The following is a 21,930-nucleotide window of genomic DNA, read 5'->3' on the forward strand; positions in this document are numbered from 1 at the left end:
AAAGTTAGATCATCAACCGCCGCGTAACCCATAAAACATGAAGCGACAGTCGAAGTTACTATATAGATACAAGGATATAAATACTGGGTTTACGCGCTTTGGATAGTCTCATCAGAGGCCATTTCATTCATCAGCTAGGATACATTATGAAAAAGCATCTTGATCATACTGACCCCGCAAAAGACATGAACCCAACTCGCGGCAATGGCGGCGAGACTCACCAACGTGCAGACGACGACACAAAAGCGCTCACCACGCAGCAAGGTGTCGTTATCTCTGATAATCAAAACTCTTTAAAAGCTGGTAGCCGAAGCCCGAGTCTTTTAGAAGATTTTGTATTACGCGAAAAAATCAACCATTTTGACCATGAGCGTATCCCAGAGCGTATTGTCCATGCGCGTGGTAGCGCCGCACATGGTTATTTTGAGCTGACAGAATCGTTAGAAGAATATACGACCGCCAAAATTCTTACAGAAACAGGGAAGCAGACACCTTTATTTACTCGTTTTTCGACCGTGGCGGGCAATAAAGGCTCAAAAGATACGCCCCGTGACGTGCGAGGTTTTGCGGTAAAAATATATACTGAAGAGGGCAACTGGGACATCGTCGGCAACAACATGCCGATTTTCTTTATCCAAGATGCCATTAAATTCCCAGACTTAATCCATGCCGTAAAACCTGAGCCAGACCGCGGCTTTCCTCAAGCGGCATCTGCGCACGATACCTTTTGGGACTTTGTCTCGCTAAGCCCAGAGACGATGCATAACCTGATTTGGCTGATGAGTGATCGAGCGCTCCCGCGTAGCTTTAGCATGATGGAGGGCTTTGGCATTCATAGCTATCGTTTGATTAACAAAGACGGAAAAAGTACCTTTGTACGTTTTCATTGGAAGCCAGTAGCAGGTGTACAGTCGCTTACTTGGGATGAAGCGGTAAAAATATCTGGTGCTGACCCTGATTATAACCGCCGTGACATGTATGAAGCGATAGAGAACGGTATGTATTTTGAGTGGGAGTTTGGTGTTCAGTTATTTACTGAAGAAGAAGCCAATGAGTTTCCATTTGACCATCTAGATGCCACTAAGCTGATTCCAGAAGAGATGGTGCCTGTTAAAATCATCGGTAAAATGGTCTTGAACCGTAACCCCGATAATTTTTTCGCAGAAACGGAGCAAGTAGCATTTTGTCCGTCACATCTGCCGCCTGGTATCGATTTTAGTAATGATCCTCTACTACAAGGTCGTCTATTTAGTTATCTTGACACGCAGCTGTCGCGTTTGGGTTCGCCAAACTTTGCGCAAATTCCTATTAATGCGCCAAAATGTCCGTTTGCCAATAACCAGCAAGACGGCCATATGCAAATGCAAGTGCCTAAGACTCGTGTCCTTTATGAGCCACAAAGTCTGGATTTAGACCGTCCGCGTGAAAGCGTTAAAAAGGGCTTTGAGTCGTATGCAGAGCGCTTAGATGACAATGTAAAAGGCCGTATTCGCGCAGAGAGCTTTGCAGACCATTATAGCCAGCCGCGTATGTTCTATCGTAGCCAAACCCCTGCTGAGCAGGCACATATTGCGACGGCCTACGCGTTTGAGCTTGGTAAAGTAGATGCGCCGCATGTTCGTACTCGCGTGCTCAGTCACCTTATCAATATTGATGAAGATCTAGCTAATCGTGTGGCTAAGGCGCTAGGTATGGAGCTACCAGAAGCGGCAGAACCAGCAGCACCAGTACAAGATATGGACACCTCTAAGCCTCTGCAAACGATTGGTCGTACGCCTAAATCACTAAAAGGTCGTTTGGTTGGTATCTTGGTGGCTGAAGGATCAAACCATGAGCAAGTTAAGAAGTTTGAAGATGCTATTAACGCTCAAGGCGGTATGGTCAAAGTTGTTGCGCCGAGCAAAGAAGTCAAGCTTGACGACGATACGCGCATCCAAGCAGATGAGCGTGTCGCTGGCGCACCATCAGTATTCTTCGATGCGGTAGTGAGTATCATTATGCCGGATCAAGCTAAGAAACTAGCGGAGGATAGCTCAACGCTAGATTGGTTCACTGATGCTTATGTACACTGTAAAGCTATTGCTTATTGCGGTGCAACGGATGAGTTTATCTTAAGTAAACTTCCTGTAGAAAAAGATGAGTTTGTCACACCGCTCGCTGAGCTTGACAGCTTTGTAGAAAATGCAAAATCTCGTCTATGGGAGCGTGAGCCTAAGGTACGTGACTTAGCTTAATCCTATGAAGTTGTAATTATGATGAAGAAAAACTCAGCCTAAGTGCTGAGTTTTTTTATTTTTTAGCGCAAGAACACCACATAACCTTGAAAGTGTGGATTGTCTTCTAAAAATGCAGCCCCTTGCCATTGACCACCTTCAATGATGCCCACTTTAAAATCAAAGGGCAGGTCTTTTAGCCGTATGAGGTGCTGCGCATAGTTCGTCAAAGTGGTCGTGCCCTGGTAGGTTTGTATCACCAGCTCGTCGATGGCGTCATTGAGCTGAATAAACTGAGAATCTTCGGCTTGGTTTGACCAGTCCAGCAGTCCTGTCACACTGAGTTGATACTGCGCGGGCAGCTGCTGACGAATCTGCTTAAGCAGAGCAGCGTATTCGCCCAATCGGTAGGTTGGCGCATCATAATCTATTTGGATGCCCATAACGTGATTGCCTGCGCGTTGCCATTGCTCTAAGCGCTTTATAAGCTGTGGCATGACGTCCTCAGACCACGTCTGACTGGTCGCACGGTAGACCAGCCACATTTTTTTACCGCGTAAAGGTCGCACACCTAGCCCCTGCGTTATCAATGTCGCTGGTAATGCCTGAGCATTATTGTCACGGGTATCGGGGCGATAATAGGGTATGTTGGGCGCACGTATCTCACCTTGTAATAGATACAACGTATGCGCTTGGCTGAGCTTGGTACTGTCTTTGGGCGGTGTCCACAGCCAAAACTGCTGGTAATCATTGACTTGGATATTGGTAGTGTTCGTGGGCATGGTAATAGAGCCAATTTTACTGGCATCACTATCCTGTGGTGGTATCTGCGTTATCTGCTTAGATGGCGCAGATGAAAAAGGGCTTGCACCTTGATAGTAAACCAAAGCGGTAAACATAATAATACACAGACCCAGCAAGCCTAACAGCCATCGCTTAAAAGTAAATCGCTGATACTTTTGTAGATAATTACTCACACCAGTAGCCCGTCATATTTACCAGTAGTATTTTTGGTTTTTTGCCCAAGTGGTATGGCTAAAGTCAGATTTGAGACGTTTAAACCATGCTTTGCGCACAGACAAATCAACCTGCTTATCGCCGCACTGGTTGTTACCCGAGCTGGCAAAACAACCTATCGCACGATGCAGCGCATAGGCGGACAGCTCGTCATCTTGACTGTCTGTAAATATGGCGCGGTAGATATCGAGTCTGCTGAGTGTTTGACCTGCGAAGCGACTGGGGACGTCACCTAAGTACGGATAGGGCTCGTTTGGATCATCGTCAACAATATAGCGAAACTCTTTGTCGTAGTCATCGAGGTAGCTGGTCAAATCGGTATCATACATAAACTCGGTCAGACACAAGGTTTGTAGTCTGTCGTTAGGGAGTTTACTGAGACGCGTCACCGTGGTTGTCAAGTTTTGACACTTAATATTAGGGCTGATTTTTTTACCTTGCCAGTTAAATTGACTAAAAGTAGGGAGGTGCTTTAAGGTCTCATCCTTACTGCTATAGCCCTGATATTTTTGGGCGTCCTTTGGCAAATAACGCTGCTGGTAGGTTAAATAATCGTCGTAGCGTCCATGTACCAGTGATTTGGCGAGCAGCGCGTAACGCGCCTCAGCACCCAGTGCGCTTGTATTTGCATGGTTGTCTGCAATTTGCTTTAGCAAGGTAGGGTCGGCTGAATATTTGATGACGCGCATCTTTAAGGCTTGTGATTGTATGCTGGTATCAGTAAACAATGAACGGTAATCGTTGGTCTTGTCAGCATGCAGTGCTAATGCCAGTTCAGTAACGGTGTTTTGAAACGGCTGCTTGGGCAAGGTATGTAGCTGCTGCCAAAGGGTATTGGCTTCATCGGTGCGCCCGAGTTGCTGTAATGCTTTTGCTTTTAAAGCGTATTGGCTAAATTGAGTATAAGACAGCTTACCCGTTGGCGTAGCGGTGGGCAAATAGGTTAGGGCGCGTTTTGGATTATTTTCTTGCACAAAATAATAGGTCGCGATCAGATACTGATACAAGTCCATACTGCCTTTAAACTTGGGCTTTAGACGCTCAAGCGCTGCCAATGTTATGGGTTTAGTGTTCATGAAGTCGCTGGCAGGTCGTAGACGATATAAGGCAAAACTGGTCAGCAATATGGGGTCATTAAGCACATTGATATCGACTTGTTTATCACTATCTGGAAAAAACAATCGTCTCTCAATCTCTTCTGGCAAGCGGCGACTGTCTAGGTTAAAGGCCAATGACTGTGTATGCTCGATTTGCCATTCTATTTCATCAACCAATTGTTCTTGCTTCCCTGACAGCCAATAGAGTCGGCGCTGTAATCCGCGAGCAGATGCCGTATACTGCCCTTTTTTAAAGCGGCTGAGATAAGTATTGATGGCGCTTTGCGTGCTGGCAAACAGTCTTGGGTCAACCGTTTTATGGTCATAAACATAATCTTGCGCGCCTTGCTGATAAATACGATTGATACCTGTGCGAATCAGCATATAATTGACCGTATCGAGTAGCCAAGCGCGTCCTGCATTATCCCCCGCATCAAGCGTGGTCAACGCGCTATATAGGTTATGCGCGCTATCAAAGTCTGATTTTTTGCCCAAATAAAAAAGTTGTGTCGCCATGATGTAGTCCGCGTAGGGCTGTGCGTGGACAGACCACTTTAACGGAAAAGTAGCAGTATCTTTGAGCGCAGCGGTCTCATCATTAAATGAATCGGCACACTCACTGCGAATGGCGTCACGAAATTGCATCAGTTGTGCGCGCTCTTTTGGGGTTAATGCCTGATCTAGTGTTAGCGCGTTTTCTAGCGCTGTTTTACCTGTATAAAAGCTATTACAGTACTCAGCATAATTGCTGGTTTCAGAGGGCTCTAAAAAAGACTGATTGGGATTTTGTACTTGATTTACTGCCGCGTGCTTTAATGTGCGTAAGTTAAGCGGAAAGTCATAATAATAACCGCTGGTATGTAGCGTGTCAGGCTCATTAAAGGTGATTAAGCTCTTATCGGCAAGTAATAAATACAAATTGGTTTGGGTGTCATTGCCAGTATCTAAGGTGGGGAAGTTAATCTGACAGGCATTGTAGTAGCGATTGTCTAACGAAAAGTTAGAGCCACAGTATTCGCCGCCACCTGCTTGTGCAGATATAACAACGCTCATCAGACTGGCTGTCAACAAGCCTAAAAGCAAACTTTTGGGAACAGAGTTCAAAAAAGGTGAGGGGTGTCGTGTTGTATTGTCTGCGGTAGATTTCATAGCCAACTCGTGAGCGCGTACTGGATTGGAGTCTGTAATCATAACAGAGTTTTATTTTATCAATGTTATTTTTCCCCACAAAAATCAGCTTATATACCACAACGTGTCCTCAACTAGTCCTAAGTCTGATACCTAAAATTTTAGCAAAACGCCTAAACGACGAATTGCAAGGAGCAAACGGAGTACAAGCGTTCATTGAAAGTCGAGTCTTACATAAGCTTCTGTACTACAATCAAAACAAGGGGTGTCATCAGTCCGCAGGGACAGGACTCTTTTTTGCCGCTTCATCGTTAAAAATAAGCGCTTAGAGTGACTAAACTTATTATTTTTAACCTCGAATCGTCTAAAAAATAGTCGCTGTCAGTGCCATGGTCGAATGTTCGACACGCCCTAAGCAAACACTCAAGGATGACTTATGCGCTTAGATAAGATTGTGCGATTGGACGGTTATATTCAAAGTATTTATCTGGCGGTATATCCAGACAAGATCATGCTGCTTGACGGCTGCTGCCGTGCTGATGTGCCGATGGTACTGGCGTACATCACAGACACACTACAGCGCCCGATAAGCCAGCTCAAGGTAGTCATGGTGACACACATGCATCCTGATCACGCAGGCGGTGCAAATGCGCTTAAAAAAGCCACAGGCTGCCGTATCGTCTCAGCAGAAAAGTCACGGCAATGGTATGCAGGTATCGGCGGGCAAATGATGCATCTGGTTGATACAGGGCTGGCGTATTATGTGGCGCATCGCCAAAACCGTCCGCTAAAAAACCTATGGTATCCTGCGCACCTGCATCCTGATGTGACGGTAAGTGAGGGGGATAAAATTCCTTACTTTAGCGATTGGTTGGCACTTGAGACACCTGGACATACCGACCGTGACTTATCGTTATTTCATCTGCCCAGCCGGCAAGTATATACAGCAGACTTGATTATCAAGCTGCGTCACAAGTTTGTCGCACCATTTCCTATTTATGATCCAAAACTCTATATCCAGTCGCTACAAAAAATCAAAGCGTTAAAGCCCTCGGTGGTGATGATGGCGCATGGCCGCGAGCTGGCGATAGACGACGCCACTTTTGATATGCTCATCACGCAGGCACCCAAGCATCCGCGTACCATCAAAGACACCATCAAACATAAGCTGCTATGGCGCAAAGACGCTAACTTTACTGTCTTTTCGCGTCGCCGTAACTCTAAACGATAGCGGTAACAGGCATGCAAAAAAAAGCCCCGTCACTATTAAGTTAGTGATGGGGCTTTTCAAATATGGTGGGCCGACCGCGACTCGAACGCGGGACCAATTGATTAAAAGTCAACTGCTCTACCAACTGAGCTATCGGCCCTAAAAGGGTGTGAAAGAAAAAGTGGTGGGCCGACCGCGACTCGAACGCGGGACCAATTGATTAAAAGTCAACTGCTCTACCAACTGAGCTATCGGCCCTAACTTTTCTCTCTCGTTTAAGAAGTTCTGTATCCCTAAACGTGAGAGCATAGTATATAGATAATTTTGAGTAATGCAACCCTTAATTTAAGAAAACTGCCTTTTTTCTTAGTTTACCGTGATTTTGAACATATTTATGTCCCATGTTGCTTTAATCGCGCGACAAGGCATCGACAGGGTCGAGCTTGGCGGCATTACGAGCTGGCAAAAATCCAAAAACCACACCAATCAGGGTCGAGCAAACAAAAGCTGCGATAATAGAGGTCGGTGAGTAGATAACCTGAAAGCTGTCACCGCCCATACGATTAATCACCTCACCAATGGCAAAGGCCAGTCCGATACCTAGCAAGCCCCCCAATACGCACACCAAAATGGCCTCAATCAAAAACTGCTGCATAATGTCGCTTTGCCGCGCCCCAACAGCCATACGCACCCCAATCTCGTTGGTACGTTCGGTGACAGACACCAGCATTATATTCATTACCCCAATACCACCAACAATCAATGAAATGATAGCAATCGAAGAGATGAGCAGCGTCATGGTCGAGGTCGTGGACTCAATCGTCTGGCGAATAGAGTCAGAATTGCGGGTACGAAAATCGTCTGCGCCGTGCCGCTCTTCAATCAGCTGCGAGATAGCTGACTCTGCCGCTGACGATGAGATGCTTTCATCCACTAAGGCCACGAAATTCTCAATATAGGCACTGCCTTCAATACGCGACATGACAGTCGTGTAGGGCATGTAGATGGTTGGAGAATCAGAGCTTGGGCCAAAACCACTGTCTTTGGGTTCAAGGACACCTATCACGCGCCCTGGTACTGCGCCAATTAGTAGAACCTCACCAATAGGGTTGTCATTATCCGCGAAAAAAGTATTTTTGGCATTGTCATCTAAGATGACGTCTTGTGTACGCCGCAAAATACTTTGTTCATCAAAGGCTTGTCCTTGTGCCAGCGTTTCGCCCGTCACATCCAAATAGTCTTTACCCACACCACTGACGGTCGCTGATTCTTGGATACTGCGATAGCGAACGGTAGCGCTGCCATCTAACTGAGGACTGACGCTGACCACATAAGGCTGCGCGGCAACGGCATTGGCGTCATCAGGGGTTAAGTTGTCATCGTTGTAACTGCGCCTTGGATCCCCCCATGGATAGCCATCGATGACAGTGATGGTATTGGTGCCAAGCGAGCTGATATTGGTCAAAATTTGCTGCTGTGAGCCTTTACCCAAGCCCACGACTGAGACGACTGAAGCAATACCAATAATAATGCCCAGCATGGTCAGCAACGTGCGCATTTTGTGCGCGCGCATGGCCAGCAGCGACATTTTAAAGGCCTCAAGCAGGCGGTCAATAAAGCTACCGATGCGGCTTTTTTTGTGCTGTTCTAAGATGGCCTCAGGCTGCTGTGTGCTATGCTCATAATGGTCATTGTGATAGTCATCAATAATATAGCCGTCTTTAATCTCGATGACACGCTCAGCTTGCGCGGCGATGTTGGGGTCGTGCGTCACCATAATGATGGTGTGCCCTTGCTCGTTTAACGACTGTAAGATTTGCATCACGTCTTTGCCCGATTGACTATCGAGCGCGCCTGTCGGCTCATCGGCAAGGATAATCTCGCCCCCATTCATCAAGGCGCGTGCAATAGAGACGCGCTGCTGCTGACCGCCTGATAGCTGACTGGGACGGTTGCCAACCTTGTCTGCCAGACCCAAATCACCGAGCAGGTGTGCGGCGCGTTCGCTACGTGCCTCTTTGTCCATACCTGCATAGACGGCAGGCACGGCAACATTGTCGCGTGCGTTAATGTCGCCAAGCAAATGATAGCGCTGAAAAATAAAGCCAAAGTGTTCACGGCGTAGGGTCGCCAGCTCATCGGCCTCAAGCTGGTTGACTGACTTGCCATAAATCTTATAGTCGCCTGCGCTGGCTTTATCCAAGCAGCCCAAGATATTCATCAAGGTTGACTTGCCTGAGCCTGATTGCCCGATGATGGCGACCATCTCACCTTGATAGATAGTCAAGTCAATATCATGCAGTACCCGAATTATCTGTTCGCCTGCGCGAAACTCCCTAATGACGCCTGTCAGCTGCATTAATGGTGGCGCATCAGCCGTTTCAGCGTGCATTTTTTGGGTATTCATAACCAGCATCTACCTTTATCATCTCTTTTTAGTACGTCTTCATTGTTGACCTGTGTTGCCGTTAAAATGGTGGGCGACCACCGCCAGATTGGTTTTTACTGCTACTATTGTCTTCGCTTAAGATGACATCGTCACCTGCTTTTAAGCCGCTAAGAATTTGCGCATTGACGCGGTTATTAATCCCAACCGTAACAGGCTGTTCTTTAACCGTGCCGTCTGCTTGTAGTACGCGTACGATCGCAGTTGTCTTACCGCTAGTATCGGTCTTGCTGTTTTTAAGGGCGGTAGAGGGTATCAATAGGGCATCTTTGGCTTGGTCAATGACCACGTACACCTGCGCAGTCATATCAATACGGAAGCGGCGCTCAGGGTTGGGCACTTCTAAATAACCGATGTAGTAGATAGCGGTGTCGGTCGAGCTGGTCTCACTGATTTGTTCAGGAGCAGGCTCAATAGCTTTGAGCGTGGCATCAAATTTCTGCTCAGGATTACCAATGATGTTAAAGTACACTGGCATGCCTGCTTGTACATTAATCACATCTGCTTCGGAGATTTGCGCGTTAATACGCACGGTGGATAAGTCGGCTAAGGTAACGATGGTCGGTGCGGTTTGATTGGCATTAACGGTGCTGCCTTGCTCAGTGGTGATAGAGACAACTGTACCTGACATGGGCGCGCGGATGGTGGTATAGCCCAAATCTTGCTGAGCAGTATTGACGTTGGTTTGTGATTTTCTAAGCTCGGCTTGTTGGCTACTGATATCGGCATTGGCAGTCACGATAGCGGCCTTGGCAGTGTCAATCGCCGCGCGTGCATTGTCCACTGCCGCTTTAGCCGTTTGAACCGCTGTGGCTTGGGTGTCGTATTCTTGCTGACTGATGGCGTCAATTTCTACTAAGGATTTTAAGCGGGCAAAGTCAGATTGTGCCTGTTTAAGCTCAGATTGACGACTGGCCAAATCGGCATAAGCGCTTTTTAAGTTGGCACGTTTACTTAATACATCTGCCTGAGCGCTTTGTAATGCTGCTGCGCTTTGCTCTAGTGTGGCTTGTTGATTGTCTAAGGCATTTCGTTGCGTGACTTGGTCAATCTGTGCGATTAAGTCACCTTTTTGGACTTGGTCGCCAATATCGACATACAGCTTTTTGACTTCACCAGAAACCTGCGCGCCAACCTCAACCGTATTTAGCGCTTTGACCTTGCCTGATGCCATGACATTGTTTTCAATATCGCCGATTTCGGCTTTAGCGGTCAGATAATTGGGTTCAGCGGCTTTTGGTTTTAACTGTTGATACGCAAAAATCCCAAGTAACAGCACAACGATTGCGGCAACCCCCCATTTTATTGCCGTTTTTTTACTTACCTTTTGCATCACACTTGCCCCGTAACCTTGAATCAAATGCAGTTATAGTAAAGGGTTGCTTGTCAAAAGGGAATGAGAATTAGTTTAAGAAAGGTTAAGGAGGATCGAGAGAACCAAAATCTGCCACTCGGCTGTGGCGGATTTGGTCGTCTTTTATACAAGTAAGTCGTTTATAGAAGTAAATTAGAGATGGCGGTCAAACGAGAGGTGTATCAAGCGATAAACAAGCGTTTGCCGGACAGCTCAAGCGCTGCTTGTAACAACAGCTCCCACGCAGGCTGACGGATAAGTCCTTTAATGGCTTGGTCGCAGCGATAAAGCAGCGCCGGCCACTGCGCGGTCTGCGCCTTTGACTGGCGACGACACGCCTGCTGATATAAGCCTTGTTTGCTGCGCCAAATGCCGAGCGCCTGCGGGTCTTGTCCATCTAGCAGCTGCATAATCTGGCGCATGTCTTTACTGATTGCCCACAGTACCAACGTTGTCGGCTCATCGGTGGCCTTGAGCTGCGTGATGATTTTGACTACCTGTGCGCTGTTGCCAGCCAGCATGGCATCGGATAAATCAAAGACACTAAACTGAGCATCACTGACCAGCGCGGCTTGTAGATCATCAATATCTAATGCGACGTTTTCGGTATGGGTCCCGCCGTCAGTTGAGCTGGTAGAGTGACGGGCTGATTGTTCATGAGGAGTCGCCGCAGGTGCGAGCTGCGGCGCAAACAGATAAGAGAGTCGCCATAAGGTTTGATAGGCGCTTAGCAGATGGTGCTCGGTATGCGACATCAGCAGCTGCCACGCTTCTTGTGACAGCGTGAGGCCAAACTGCTGGGCCTGTATCTGTAATAACTGCTGACGCTGCTGCTCATTGTACAAGTTGCAATCAATCACATGACCGTACTGAGCAAACGGCGCAAACCATTTGCTGCTCTGGCTGCGCTTGTCTTGCTTAGGTGTGAGCCATAGCAGGCTGTGCCTGTGCGTGCCTGCTTGTGCCTCGATAGCAAAATGTTCGAGCGCGGCAATGACGGCTTTATCAGGTTTGTGATTGCCTGTCACAATCAGCGCACTGGCATCGTCAAACAACGACTGACTGCCAAGCTCGGATAGTACATCTTGCCAGCTTTTGACTGACACCAGCTCGATACGTTTGATGGCATAGTTTTGCGCGCGCCAGTGCAGATGCATGGCATCGATAAGCCATTGACTGAGTAACGGCTCATCACCGTGTGCCAGCCACAAGCCAGCTACTGCCGCCGCGGGTTGTAGTAGTTTTGGATAGGCTTGGATAAAAGTATCTTGCATAGGCTGAGGATACACAGGTTAAAAAAAAGAAGAAAAGAGCGGCGTTACATGATCATGAAGAATAGCAGAACATTCCTACAAACTTATAGAATTACTGGGTGTTTGGCACCATCACGGTGGGTGCAGTTGCGCTGTTTATCATCGGTACTGCCTGCTTACCAGCAGGTGGCACTTTGGGTAAGGAGATGGCGACGTATTGATCCGTGATACGGCGTGCCAAGCGCTCATAGAGCCAGTCACGAATCTGATCGCCTTGCTGATCGTCAGTGCTGACTGAGGCTTCGTTGTATTGATAGCTGCGATCGACTTGGATGGCGTTTTTGAGTATCACAGGTTTGCCATTTTCAAAGGTTTGATAACTGACATCGGCTGAGAGCACCAAACGGATTTCTGTCAAAACCCCAACCAGCTCATAACGCTTAAATCGCACATTGCTGATATCGATGACGGCGATGGGCTCTGCATGTGCTTGTCGATTGTTACGTGCCACATCATCTAAGGTCATATTGCTCATGACTTCCGCGCCTAGGGTTTTTAGGCGCTGGGTCAATGGCAGCTTGAGCGGAAACGACGTGCGATCATCCTCGATAATGACCGCTGTTTTGGCCACATCGAGCAGCATTGGTGTTTCATAACCGCGCAGCTGAAAGCCGCAGCCACTCAGTGCGGTGGTGGCACCGAGCACGGTCATCATCGGCAAAGCAGCCAGTAACGCTGTTGCAAGCTTTTGTCCGCTGGTCGATGATTGTGACGGTACTGCTCGGTGCTTATACGACATAATCGCTATCCTTTAATGATAAAAAGCTTGGGAGGTGCCCTCAAGTCCTCGTCTTTGGCCTAGTGAAGCAGTAAAGGCCGCTATCGAATAGAGGTGAGGGCCCGCCCTAACGTAATAAAGACGCATCGCAGAACAGCGCTAGCGGGTAGCGCCTAGCTAAAGACGATGTACTAGCCTGCAACCACGATATTGACCAGCTTATTGGGTACGACGATCTCTTTTTTGATGTCCCCTGTCAAAAACTTGGCCACACCTTCAAGTGCGCGTGCTTGCGCTTTTAGCTGCTCAGGGTCGCTGTTGGGGGCGACATCCATTTTGCCGCGCATCTTACCATTGACCTGCACCACCATGGTGATGGTGTCTTGTACCAGAGCGCGCTCGTCGACAGCAGGGTAGCTTAAGTTGACCGTATCAACACCCAGCTGCTCAAGCAAGTGCTCGCCGACGTGCGGTGCGTAGGCAGATAGCATGATTAATAGATCAATCAATGCTTCGTGCTGTACTCGCAGGTCTTGCTCACTGCTGGCTTTAAAACCAGTCAGCTCATTGGCAAGCTCCATAAGGCTTGAGACGGGCGTGTTTAGCGCCAAGCGCTCGCCTAGGTCACTGTCAATCTTGGCGACGGTTTCATGAGTCTTACGGCGTAAGTTTTTCGCCGCTTTGTTAAGATGCTCTGTGTTTAATGCTTCGTTATTGAGCGTGGCTTTATTTAATGAATCAGGGCTTAGGCTTGCAGCCGCTAGGGCTTGCATATGGTCGGTTGCGATGCGCCATACTTTTTTGACGAAGTTATAGGGGCCTTTTAGCGCGTCATCTGACCACTCAAGCGTCTGATCGGCAGGGGCGGTAAATAGCGTGTACAAACGTACGGTATCCGCGCCATATTTATCAATGGTGATTTGTGGATCGACACCGTTGTTTTTTGATTTGGACATTTTTTCTATTTTGCCGATGGTGACAGGCTGTCCATCAGATTTTAAAATCGCTTTAACTGGCTGACCGCGCTCGTTGTAGTCGATATCGACATCTTCGGCGAAGTAGTAAGTGGTGCTGCCATCAGCGTTGCGGCGGTAAAAAGTGCCCGCGAGCACCATGCCTTGCGTCATCAAGTTGGCAAATGGCTCATTGCCTGATACCAAGTTTTCGTCGCGCATGAGCTTATGGAAGAAACGCGCATAAAGCAGATGCATGACCGCGTGCTCGACACCGCCGATGTATTGATCGACAGGCAGCCATTTATTAGCGGCAGATTTATTGACCATGTTTTGCGTGTCGTTTGGACTGGCAAAGCGTGCGTAGTACCAGCTCGACTCAACAAAGGTGTCAAAAGTATCGGTCTCGCGCTCAGCTGGGTTGCCGCACTTTGGACAAGTGGTGTTGACAAACTCTGGCATGCTTTTGAGCGGGTTGCCGCGGCCATCAGGGACGACATCCGTTGGCAGTACGACAGGTAGGTCTTGCTCTTCGACAGGCACCGTGCCGCAGTGCTCACAGTTGATCATTGGGATAGGGCAGCCCCAATAGCGCTGACGTGAGACGCCCCAATCACGCAGACGATACTGGATTTTTTTCTTCGCAAGCTGTTGGGGCTCAAGTTTGGCAAGCATTGCCTCAAGCGCTTGATCAAAATCCAAGCCGTCAAATTCGCCTGAGTTCACCAAGATGTTGCGCTCAGTATAAGCAAGATTTGGCTCAGAGCCGTCCGCTTGAGCCGCAGCAAGGACGGATGCTTCAAAGTCTGCAGGCGACTGGATGACTTGCTTGATAGGTAGGCTGTATTTGGTTGCAAACTCATAATCGCGCTCATCGTGCGCTGGTACCGCCATCACTGCGCCTGAGCCATAGCTCATCAAGACATAGTTGGCGACCCACACAGGGACTTCTTCACCAGTGAGAGGATGGGTCACGGTCAGGCCTGTATCCATGCCGATTTTTTCAGCTTTGGCCAGATCCGCTTCGGCGACCGAGCCTTTTTTGCACAGTGCACAAAACTGAGCGATGGCGTCATCATGCTCAGAGGCGTACTGCGCTAACGGATGCTCAGCGGCAACGGCGACATAAGTGACGCCCATCAAGGTATCAGGGCGAGTGGTAAACACTTCTAAGGTGTTGCGCTCGCCGGCGAGTTCATAAGGGAAGTGTACTTCCATACCCGCGCTACGGCCGATCCAGTTGCGCTGCATGGTCAGAACTTCAGATGGCCAATGACCCTCTAGCTGGTCTAAATCATCGAGCAGCTCATCGGCATAATCAGTGATATTAAAGTAATACATCGGGATGTCGCGCTTCTCAACGGGCGCGCCACTACGCCAGCCTTTGCCATCGATGACTTGCTCGTTGGCAAGAACGGTGTTGTCGACCGGATCCCAGTTGACGGTAGAGAGCTTTTTGTAGACCAAGCCTTTTTTGTAGAGCTGCAAAAACAACCACTGCTCCCACTGATAATACTCAGGGCTACAAGTGGCAAACTCACGTGACCAGTCGATAGAGAGACCGAGCAATTTTAGCTGGGCGCGCATGTTGTCGATGTTGGCAAATGTCCAAGCAGCAGGCGGCGTTTGGTTGGCGATGGCGGCGTTTTCTGCTGGCAAGCCGAAGCCATCCCAGCCCATTGGTTGCATGACATCAAAGCCTTTGAGACGATAATAACGGCTGAGTACATCAGAGATGGTATAGTTACGCACGTGTCCCATGTGCAGCTTGCCACTTGGGTACGGAAACATCGACAGCATATAGCGACTTGGCTTGTCGCTTGGCGTATTGCTCACTTCATAGCGTTTGTCCGTTTCCCATTTTTTTTGTTGTGCCGCTTCGATCAGCTGCGGTTGGTATTGGGTAGGGTCTATAGAAGTATTGTTGGTCTGATTGGTATTAGCAGTTTCTGCTGTCACGGCGTTGCTCATAGTCGGCTCGAAATTGATGATTACAGATAAATTGGGTAAAACAAAATAATGCCATAGCATAGCGTAATTTGGCAAAAATTGCGATGGTATGATGACGCGTTTGCGCGCTGTCACGACGACAGGTTGGCAAGTTGGGGGAAGGCATCATAGCAGCGACAGGAGGTTTTTGTTTAACAAACCAAAAATTAACCGGCTTCGGTATAATACAGCGACTAATGACTATAGATTGGGAGTTTTTATGAGCATCACTGTTTATGGCATCAAATCTTGTAGCACCATGAAAAAAGCGTTTACTAAGCTTGATGAGTTGGGTGTCAGCTATGAGTTTCATGATTATAAAAAGCAGGGTATTGATAAAGAGAGCGTAGAGCGTTGGGTAGATTCGCTAGGTATCGATAAAGTGCTAAACAAGCGTGGTACCACATGGCGTAAGCTGACCGATGAGCAAAAGCAAGCAGCTGATGACAGTATAGATAAAGCGATAGATTTGCTGGTAGAAAATACCAGCATGATTAAGCGTCCGATTGTGGAAGGTCAGATTGACGATAAAAACCAAGGTCAGTCAATATTGTTGTGCGGCTTTAATGAGGCTGAGTTTGAGGCGGTTATTTATAAATAATTTTTATAAAAAAGCTGTCACTTTGACAAATAATAAACTATGCTCTCATAGGTGGAATTAAGTTTACTAATTGATAGGGTCTATTGAATATCCAGACGTGCTACCAGCATGATATCTGAATATTCAATAGACCCTAATGTTCGAGGATAGAATGATGAAAAAATTATTACTGATGGCTACGCTTGCAGCAACACCTATAATGGCCACAAGCGTACAGGCGGCAGACTCATCAACTAAAGTAACCTTTGCAAAAGACAGCTATTGCGGTAACTTTACAGGCAATATCAAAGATGGAAAAGTGTTTCGTTTATGGCTTGCAGCAGACCAGAATTTAGTGATTCGTAATGTCGGCGATGATCGCATCAATGTGGCTTACGTCTCAGGGCCAAGTGGTCGATTGGACGGTGACCGCTATGATAATGAAACGTCTTATATTACTGAGAGCAAAGGCAATCACTATATGAAGGTTTATGGCAATAGTTACCATAGTTCTGTTGAGTTCTGTGCTTATTAAATTCATCTTGTTTGAATGAATGTTGATGGGTCATAAAATTGATAGACAGTTAAAAAGCCCGAGCTTAGAGTCTAAGCTCGGGCTTTATAATACCTACGACAAACCAAATCAAACTGAAGCACCAAATAATGAGGACGTAAAGACGAATTTGCTCTGCTGTCCAATCAAGCGCAAACCACTCAATCATAAAGAACGACTTCCAGCCCTCTATCCAGCGCGCACCGCCGTAGCCAATAATCCACCAGCAATATAGGCTCTCTAAAACAAACAGTAGGCACCACAGCCACAGCGGCATGATTGACTCCTCAAGAAGCTAAAGCATGGCCGCATCAAGGTCACGACTGATTAAGGTACCGACGCCTTCGTTGGTAAAAATCTCAAGTAGCGTCGCATGAGGCACACGGCCATCGACGATGACGGCGCTTTTGACACCGCTACGCACTGCATCAAGTGCACATTGAATCTTGGGAATCATACCGCCTGAGATCGTACCATCTTCAATCAAGCCATCGACTTTCTTAGGTGTTAGTCCAGTCACCACTTCACCGTCACGGCCCAATACCCCTTTGATGTTGGTTAAGAGCATGAGTTTTTCTGCCTGCAAAAACTCAGCCACTTTACCGGCCACCAAGTCGGCATTGATATTATAAGTATACCCTTCGCTATCGACGCCAAGTGGGGCGATGACTGGAATAAAATCAGAGGAGATGAGCATATTAATCACGTCTTTGTTGACGCTGACTACATCACCGACAAACCCCAAATCCACAGGTACAGCGACGCCATCGGTACCTATTTTGTCCATCATCAGTTTTTTTGCTTGAATTAAGTTGGCATCTTTACCAGTTAGGCCGATAGCGCGGCCGCCGTGTTTGTTGATGAGACTGACGATAGATTTGTTGACGCTGCCGCCTAGTACCATCTCGACGACATCCATGGTGCTTTTGTCAGTGACACGCATGCCATCGATGCGATCAGACTGCCGCCCCAACTCTTTTAGCAGGTTGTCCACCTGCGGGCCGCCGCCATGAACGACGACAGGATGCATGCCAACGGTTTTGAGTAAGACGATATCACGGGCAAAGGAGCTCTCAAGCGCAGGGTCAGTCATGGCGTTACCGCCGTATTTGACCACGATGATCTTATCGACAAAGCGCTGAATATAAGGCAGGGCAGTGGTCAATACTTCAGCGGTGATTTTAGCATCGTCTAGATTAAGCGTCATTACAAACTCCTACGGTCAAGGTACAGGGTCAAAAATATAAGCCAAAAAAGTGGGGGTGATAAGTTATTCAGCAGCAATCGCGATGATTTGCTCTGCCAGCCTTTGATCGAAGGGTCGGCACAAAGCGGCAAATCTGTTTTGTACTTCTTTTAAATCGTCAAGACTATTACCTGCAAAGCGCGCGGTCAGGTGATGACTGGTATTGGACTGCCGCAATACGCCAAAACCATGCGCAAAATCCAAGCGCACACCGTCGATACAGCTTAGTCTCGTGCCGATAGGCAATAACTGCCGCGCCTGCGCTAAGGTGATAGCGGGCTGTTGCGCTATACAATCACAAGACGAGCGTTCATCAGCAACTGTGTGGCTGCAGGCGGGATTGACCAAGCAATCTTCTTGAGACTCTGCTATATCGGACTGCTCGCGGGCTGCATCCATGAGCTGCTGTATATACTGACAAAAAACCTGTAGCTGCGTCACGATAGAGCGCTCGCGCGTGAGGGCATACGGTACTGGCAGATAATGATCGGCGGTACTGACCAGCGTAGGCAGGCTTTGGGTGATAGCTGCTAAGGAGGTTTTGGTAGCATCGTCCGGCCGAGCGGCCAATCCATGCAATAGCCGTAATGCCGCGTACATGGCATCATCATAAGCGATAAAACGCTTGTCATTAAAAATAAAATGCCCCGATAGCTCGCCTGCAAAGACAATGCGGCTATCGGTATGCTGCATCTGCTGGCGCATCAGACTGCTCCCCGTCCGGCTCACGATAGGCTCAGCGCCCAGCTCGGCCAGCAATGCAGGCAGATGGTGGGAGCACTTAACATCAAACAGTACTTGAGGCACCGCGGTTGAAGCTGGGTTAGGCGCGCTATCGCAGAGCGCGGATTTTGCCAGTAGATACAACAGATGATCTGGCATCACCGTCTTGCCATTTTCATCGACGACCATCAGCCTATCGCCATCGCCATCGAACGCCAGTCCGATATCGGCTTTGTGCGTGGTGACCGCTTGCTGCAACTGCTTGAGCCGACTTGGCTCAGTAGGGTCGGGGTTACCCAAAGGAAAATGACCGTCTGCTGTATCGTTAAGCATGACAACGCTCTGACAAAAACGCTGAAATAAAGGCTGAGCGATGTGACTGGTCGCCCCGTGCATACAGTCGATCACTACCGTCAGCTCAAGCTTGGGCGCAGCATGGCGCCAGTCGCTGCATGGCCGCTGGGCTGCGCTGTATTGTCCGTGATGGGGTGATGCTTTATCGCAGGTCTGCTCACCACTTATAGGGTATAGAGGATATAGCTGGCTAAAAACATGATAAATGGCGTCGATATAGCCATGACTCACTTGCTCCGTTGGCAGATGCCCCAGCGAACCTATCGCTGCAGTCAGAGCAAGCGGCGTATCAGGAGGCGCTAGCTGCTGATAGAGCGCTTGGATCTCAGCACAGCTAGGGGACTGATGGTTTACCAGCCATTTTATACCTAAGATGTCTTTGGCCGAGTGACTGGCGGTCACCATGATGCCATGTCCCTGATACTGCGCCGCCCAATATGCCATCATCGGTGTGGTCACCAAACCGAGCTGAATGACATGCAGGCCATGCTGTGCCAAGATAGTCGCTAAGGTATGTGCGATGTCATCACTGCTGCAGCGCACGTCGTAGCCGATGACGACGATGCTTTGTTTATTGGTGTTGTTTATGGTATTGGGAAGGGTATGCTGCTGACTGATGCTGTGCTGATCCGTGTTTGACTGACTGATATTTGACGGATCGACATTTGCCAAAGCATCCATATCAGCGCTGGTGTCTCGGTATTCGGCGGTTTGATATAGATGGGCAAAAGCGTGCCCCAATGCCTGAATAAAATCGGTGGTAAAATGCTGCCGCGGCCCGCGAATATCATAAGCACGAAATAAGGATTGCTGCGCAGCAAAAGATGGCATCGCTTACTCTCCTTATGGCGTGATGGTTAAAATAGTAGAGGTTTTCTAGAGCCTGTCTTCCATTCAAGCGACAGTTATTAAATAGTCAAAAAAAACAAGTCGGTCTACTGGCGACCTGAATGACCAAAACCGCCTGCGCCGCGCGCACTGGTATCACTAAACTCTGACACCACGGTAAATTCAGGGCGAGCGACAGGGACGACAATATACTGCGCCATGCGCTCTGCTGGGTTTAATACAAAATCCGCAGCGCTACGATTCCAAATACTGACCATCAGCTCGCCTTGGTAGTCGGCATCGATCAAACCCACCAAATTCCCTAAAACAATACCGTGCTTATGGCCCAGCCCTGAGCGCGGCAGAATCATCCCAGCATAATTAGGGTCCTCGATATACACAGCCAGACCTGTACCGACAAGATGTGTTTCCCCTGCTTTGATGGTCAAAGGCGCATCGATACAGGCGCGCAAATCAATACCAGCACTACCATCGGTTGCACGTGTCGGCAAAGAAAATGCCTTGTCTTCAACGATTTTCGGGTTTAACACTTTTACTTGTACAGCTTGCATAACGCACTCACTCAACGATTGGATAGGTTGTAAATTAAATTCAAAAAAAATGCCTGATTCAGGCGACGCCGATTGGCTTTTTAAAAACAAAAAGGTCAATGACTACTACATGACTGCTTTGGTGCTCACTCACAGTATCAGCACACTTGCTAGGCCCAAAAACGACATAAAACCGACAATATCAGTGACGGTGGTCAAAATCACCGACGCTGATAGAGCAGGGTCGATATTCATGCGTTTTAGGAGTAAAGGAATGCTAATGCCTGAGACATTGGCTGCAGTCATATTGATGGCGATTGCCAAGCCAACGACCGCACTGATCTTGATATCATGAAACCATAATTGGGCGATAAACGCCATGATTATTGCCCATGTCATACCGTTTATCGCGCCGACCCACAGCTCTTTGTTCAGTAGCCATAAACGGTTGGAGCCACCAATTTGACCCATCGCTATACCACGAATGACGACTGTTAATGTTTGCGAGCCAGCGATACCGCCCATACTGGCAACCACGGGCATTAAAATCGCCAGCGCCACCACTTTTGCCAACACCGCCTCAAACTGACCGATGACCGCCGCCGCCAATAGGGCGGTACACAGGTTGATACCGAGCCAGATACTACGGCTTTTGGCGCTGGTCAAGATAGGGGCAAACAGCTCCTCATCTTGGCTGACACCTGCGAGGTTTTTCATGGTGCTATCGACATCATCTTGGATAATCTCCATGATGTCCTCGGCATTCAACTGACCGACCAGCTCGCCATGGCTGTTGATGACAGGGGCAAAACGAATGTCTTCTGAGCGAAAAATCGCCGCCGCATCGGTGATATCGAGGCGATCATTGATGGTGATAGCAGGGTCGATAAGCTCTGAGACCAAAGTGGTTTGATCATGTTTGATCAAATCCACCAAGCTTAGCAGCCCAAGCAACTGCTGGCTTTGATCGACGACCAACAGCTCTTGGCTTTCGTCATCGAGCAGATCGTCATTGTCGCGCAGCCAGTCTTGTACCTCAGCCAGCGTAATGTCGTCTCTGACCTGAATGGTATCAGGGTCCATATAGCTACCGACTTCCCAATCGGCATAGGTGTCGAGCTTATTGACCTGCACACGGATATCTTCGTCCAGCGTCGCCATCACCGAGGTGCGGACGCTGTCGGTCACCGTGTCCAAAATCTCCGAGATGTCTTGGGCATCTAGGTCTTGTGTAAACAGCGATATCTCTTTGGATGAGATGTTTTCCATCAACGGCTGGCGCGTATCGACTTCTAGCTCGGCCAGCACCTCACCTTTGATATTATCGGGTACTTGCTCCCAAATCAGCAGGCGGTCTTGTGTTGGAAAAGACTCAAGTAAGCTGGCAATTTCATATTCTGATTGCTTTTCTAAAAACGCGGTAATGTCCTCAAATGCCCTGTCAGCCACCAGACTTTGTAGATACAGCAGCTTGTACTCAGCGCTATACTCTGCAGGATTGTAATCTCCTTGCAGGGTCGATGGTCGTTCTTGTTCAGGCGGTGACGTAGGCATAAAGGTTCCAATGTTTTTTACAAATGCTAGGACAGGTACTAGGGCGTGTCTTCAATTTACTCGGTAGTTGTCTCATCACGCAGCCATGTCGATGTTTTCTTGT

16 protein-coding genes and 2 tRNA genes are annotated in these 21,930 nt (G+C 48.2%); 4 read left to right on the forward strand and 14 right to left on the reverse strand.

Going from position 1 to position 21,930, the window contains the following annotated elements:
* The first annotated feature begins 146 nt into the window (after window positions 1–146).
* Entirely contained in the window at window positions 147–2,234 is a 2,088-nt protein-coding gene (locus tag ACNFVB_RS04350; protein WP_430738201.1) for a catalase, read from the forward strand.
* A gap of 62 nt (window positions 2,235–2,296) precedes the next feature.
* Here the strand turns inward: ACNFVB_RS04350 and ACNFVB_RS04355 are convergent, their stop codons facing one another.
* Window positions 2,297–2,995, reverse strand: a complete 699-nt coding sequence (locus ACNFVB_RS04355; protein WP_430738202.1) for a DUF3142 domain-containing protein — start codon at window positions 2,993–2,995, stop codon at window positions 2,297–2,299.
* A 213-nt stretch (window positions 2,996–3,208) separates the two neighbouring features.
* Complete coding sequence (locus ACNFVB_RS04360) at window positions 3,209–5,380, reverse strand: hypothetical protein (protein WP_430738203.1); 2,172 nt, start codon at window positions 5,378–5,380, stop codon at window positions 3,209–3,211.
* Between the two features lie 511 nt (window positions 5,381–5,891).
* Here ACNFVB_RS04360 and ACNFVB_RS04365 point away from each other — a divergent pair.
* Window positions 5,892–6,686: an MBL fold metallo-hydrolase gene (locus ACNFVB_RS04365; protein ID WP_430738204.1), complete on the forward strand. Its 795-nt coding sequence runs from the start codon at window positions 5,892–5,894 to the stop codon at window positions 6,684–6,686.
* A 63-nt stretch (window positions 6,687–6,749) separates the two neighbouring features.
* Here ACNFVB_RS04365 and ACNFVB_RS04370 read toward each other — a convergent pair.
* The 7 genes from ACNFVB_RS04370 to leuS all read right to left on the reverse strand — a co-directional run bounded on the left by ACNFVB_RS04370 (window position 6,750) and on the right by leuS (window position 15,420).
* Window positions 6,750–6,825: transfer RNA gene (locus ACNFVB_RS04370), tRNA-Lys, on the reverse strand.
* A gap of 22 nt (window positions 6,826–6,847) precedes the next feature.
* Window positions 6,848–6,923: transfer RNA gene (locus ACNFVB_RS04375), tRNA-Lys, on the reverse strand.
* A 151-nt stretch (window positions 6,924–7,074) separates the two neighbouring features.
* Complete coding sequence (locus ACNFVB_RS04380; protein WP_288998096.1) at window positions 7,075–9,072, reverse strand: MacB family efflux pump subunit; 1,998 nt, start codon at window positions 9,070–9,072, stop codon at window positions 7,075–7,077.
* Window positions 9,073–9,133: 61 nt separating this feature from the next.
* Window positions 9,134–10,444, reverse strand: coding sequence for an efflux RND transporter periplasmic adaptor subunit (locus ACNFVB_RS04385; RefSeq protein ID WP_430738205.1), 1,311 nt, complete (start codon window positions 10,442–10,444; stop codon window positions 9,134–9,136).
* Window positions 10,445–10,647: 203 nt separating this feature from the next.
* Window positions 10,648–11,739 carry a DNA polymerase III subunit delta gene (locus tag ACNFVB_RS04390; protein ID WP_430738206.1) on the reverse strand — a complete coding sequence of 364 codons (1,092 nt, stop codon included), beginning with the start codon at window positions 11,737–11,739 and terminating at the stop codon, window positions 10,648–10,650.
* Between the two features lie 91 nt (window positions 11,740–11,830).
* Window positions 11,831–12,517, reverse strand: a complete 687-nt coding sequence (locus ACNFVB_RS04395; protein WP_226941115.1) for a hypothetical protein — start codon at window positions 12,515–12,517, stop codon at window positions 11,831–11,833.
* Between the two features lie 170 nt (window positions 12,518–12,687).
* Window positions 12,688–15,420 carry a leucine--tRNA ligase gene (gene leuS / locus ACNFVB_RS04400; RefSeq protein WP_430738207.1) on the reverse strand — a complete coding sequence of 911 codons (2,733 nt, stop codon included), beginning with the start codon at window positions 15,418–15,420 and terminating at the stop codon, window positions 12,688–12,690.
* A 238-nt stretch (window positions 15,421–15,658) separates the two neighbouring features.
* Here leuS and ACNFVB_RS04405 point away from each other — a divergent pair, with 238 nt between their 5' ends.
* The gene (locus tag ACNFVB_RS04405; protein ID WP_430738208.1) at window positions 15,659–16,039 is read left to right on the forward strand and encodes an arsenate reductase; all 381 of its coding nucleotides are present in this window, start codon (window positions 15,659–15,661) and stop codon (window positions 16,037–16,039) included.
* Between the two features lie 151 nt (window positions 16,040–16,190).
* Window positions 16,191–16,553, forward strand: coding sequence for a hypothetical protein (locus ACNFVB_RS04410; protein ID WP_430738209.1), 363 nt, complete (start codon window positions 16,191–16,193; stop codon window positions 16,551–16,553).
* Between the two features lie 64 nt (window positions 16,554–16,617).
* On the opposite strand, the gene ACNFVB_RS04415 is transcribed toward ACNFVB_RS04410, so the two are convergent.
* The 5 genes from ACNFVB_RS04415 to mgtE all read right to left on the reverse strand — a co-directional run bounded on the left by ACNFVB_RS04415 (window position 16,618) and on the right by mgtE (window position 21,827).
* Complete coding sequence (locus tag ACNFVB_RS04415) at window positions 16,618–16,848, reverse strand: hypothetical protein (protein ID WP_201585001.1); 231 nt, start codon at window positions 16,846–16,848, stop codon at window positions 16,618–16,620.
* A gap of 18 nt (window positions 16,849–16,866) precedes the next feature.
* Window positions 16,867–17,778: an acetylglutamate kinase gene (argB, locus tag ACNFVB_RS04420; protein WP_192994821.1), complete on the reverse strand. Its 912-nt coding sequence runs from the start codon at window positions 17,776–17,778 to the stop codon at window positions 16,867–16,869.
* Between the two features lie 63 nt (window positions 17,779–17,841).
* Window positions 17,842–19,725 (reverse strand): phosphomannomutase, encoded by a 1,884-nt coding sequence (locus ACNFVB_RS04425; RefSeq protein ID WP_430738210.1) that lies wholly within the window; start codon window positions 19,723–19,725, stop codon window positions 17,842–17,844.
* Window positions 19,726–19,829: 104 nt separating this feature from the next.
* Complete coding sequence (gene dut, locus ACNFVB_RS04430; protein ID WP_105244957.1) at window positions 19,830–20,294, reverse strand: dUTP diphosphatase; 465 nt, start codon at window positions 20,292–20,294, stop codon at window positions 19,830–19,832.
* Window positions 20,295–20,423: 129 nt separating this feature from the next.
* Entirely contained in the window at window positions 20,424–21,827 is a 1,404-nt protein-coding gene (gene mgtE / locus ACNFVB_RS04435; RefSeq protein ID WP_430738211.1) for a magnesium transporter, read from the reverse strand.
* Between the last annotated feature and the right edge of the window lie 103 nt (window positions 21,828–21,930).

The sequence above is a fragment of the Psychrobacter sp. VH5 genome (assembly GCF_050572635.1).
In the GTDB taxonomy this organism is placed as follows: domain Bacteria; phylum Pseudomonadota; class Gammaproteobacteria; order Pseudomonadales; family Moraxellaceae; genus Psychrobacter; species Psychrobacter celer.

Bases quoted from the DNA above. Each gene is read 5' to 3' on its own strand.
- ACNFVB_RS04355 (WP_430738202.1), bottom strand. From the start codon at position 2,995: ATGCCCACGAACACTACCAATATCCAAGTCAATGATTACCAGCAGTTT.
- ACNFVB_RS04385 (WP_430738205.1), bottom strand. From the start codon at position 10,444: ATGCAAAAGGTAAGTAAAAAAACGGCAATAAAATGGGGGGTTGCCGCA.
- mgtE (WP_430738211.1), bottom strand. From the start codon at position 21,827: ATGCCTACGTCACCGCCTGAACAAGAACGACCATCGACCCTGCAAGGA.
- ACNFVB_RS04360 (WP_430738203.1), bottom strand. From the start codon at position 5,380: ATGAGCGTTGTTATATCTGCACAAGCAGGTGGCGGCGAATACTGTGGC.
- ACNFVB_RS04410 (WP_430738209.1), top strand. From the start codon at position 16,191: ATGATGAAAAAATTATTACTGATGGCTACGCTTGCAGCAACACCTATA.
- ACNFVB_RS04350 (WP_430738201.1), top strand. From the start codon at position 147: ATGAAAAAGCATCTTGATCATACTGACCCCGCAAAAGACATGAACCCA.
- leuS (WP_430738207.1), bottom strand. From the start codon at position 15,420: ATGAGCAACGCCGTGACAGCAGAAACTGCTAATACCAATCAGACCAAC.
- ACNFVB_RS04405 (WP_430738208.1), top strand. From the start codon at position 15,659: ATGAGCATCACTGTTTATGGCATCAAATCTTGTAGCACCATGAAAAAA.
- ACNFVB_RS04380 (WP_288998096.1), bottom strand. From the start codon at position 9,072: ATGAATACCCAAAAAATGCACGCTGAAACGGCTGATGCGCCACCATTA.
- ACNFVB_RS04415 (WP_201585001.1), bottom strand. From the start codon at position 16,848: ATGCCGCTGTGGCTGTGGTGCCTACTGTTTGTTTTAGAGAGCCTATAT.
- argB (WP_192994821.1), bottom strand. From the start codon at position 17,778: ATGACGCTTAATCTAGACGATGCTAAAATCACCGCTGAAGTATTGACC.
- ACNFVB_RS04365 (WP_430738204.1), top strand. From the start codon at position 5,892: ATGCGCTTAGATAAGATTGTGCGATTGGACGGTTATATTCAAAGTATT.
- dut (WP_105244957.1), bottom strand. From the start codon at position 20,294: ATGCAAGCTGTACAAGTAAAAGTGTTAAACCCGAAAATCGTTGAAGAC.
- ACNFVB_RS04390 (WP_430738206.1), bottom strand. From the start codon at position 11,739: ATGCAAGATACTTTTATCCAAGCCTATCCAAAACTACTACAACCCGCG.
- ACNFVB_RS04425 (WP_430738210.1), bottom strand. From the start codon at position 19,725: ATGCCATCTTTTGCTGCGCAGCAATCCTTATTTCGTGCTTATGATATT.
- ACNFVB_RS04395 (WP_226941115.1), bottom strand. From the start codon at position 12,517: ATGTCGTATAAGCACCGAGCAGTACCGTCACAATCATCGACCAGCGGA.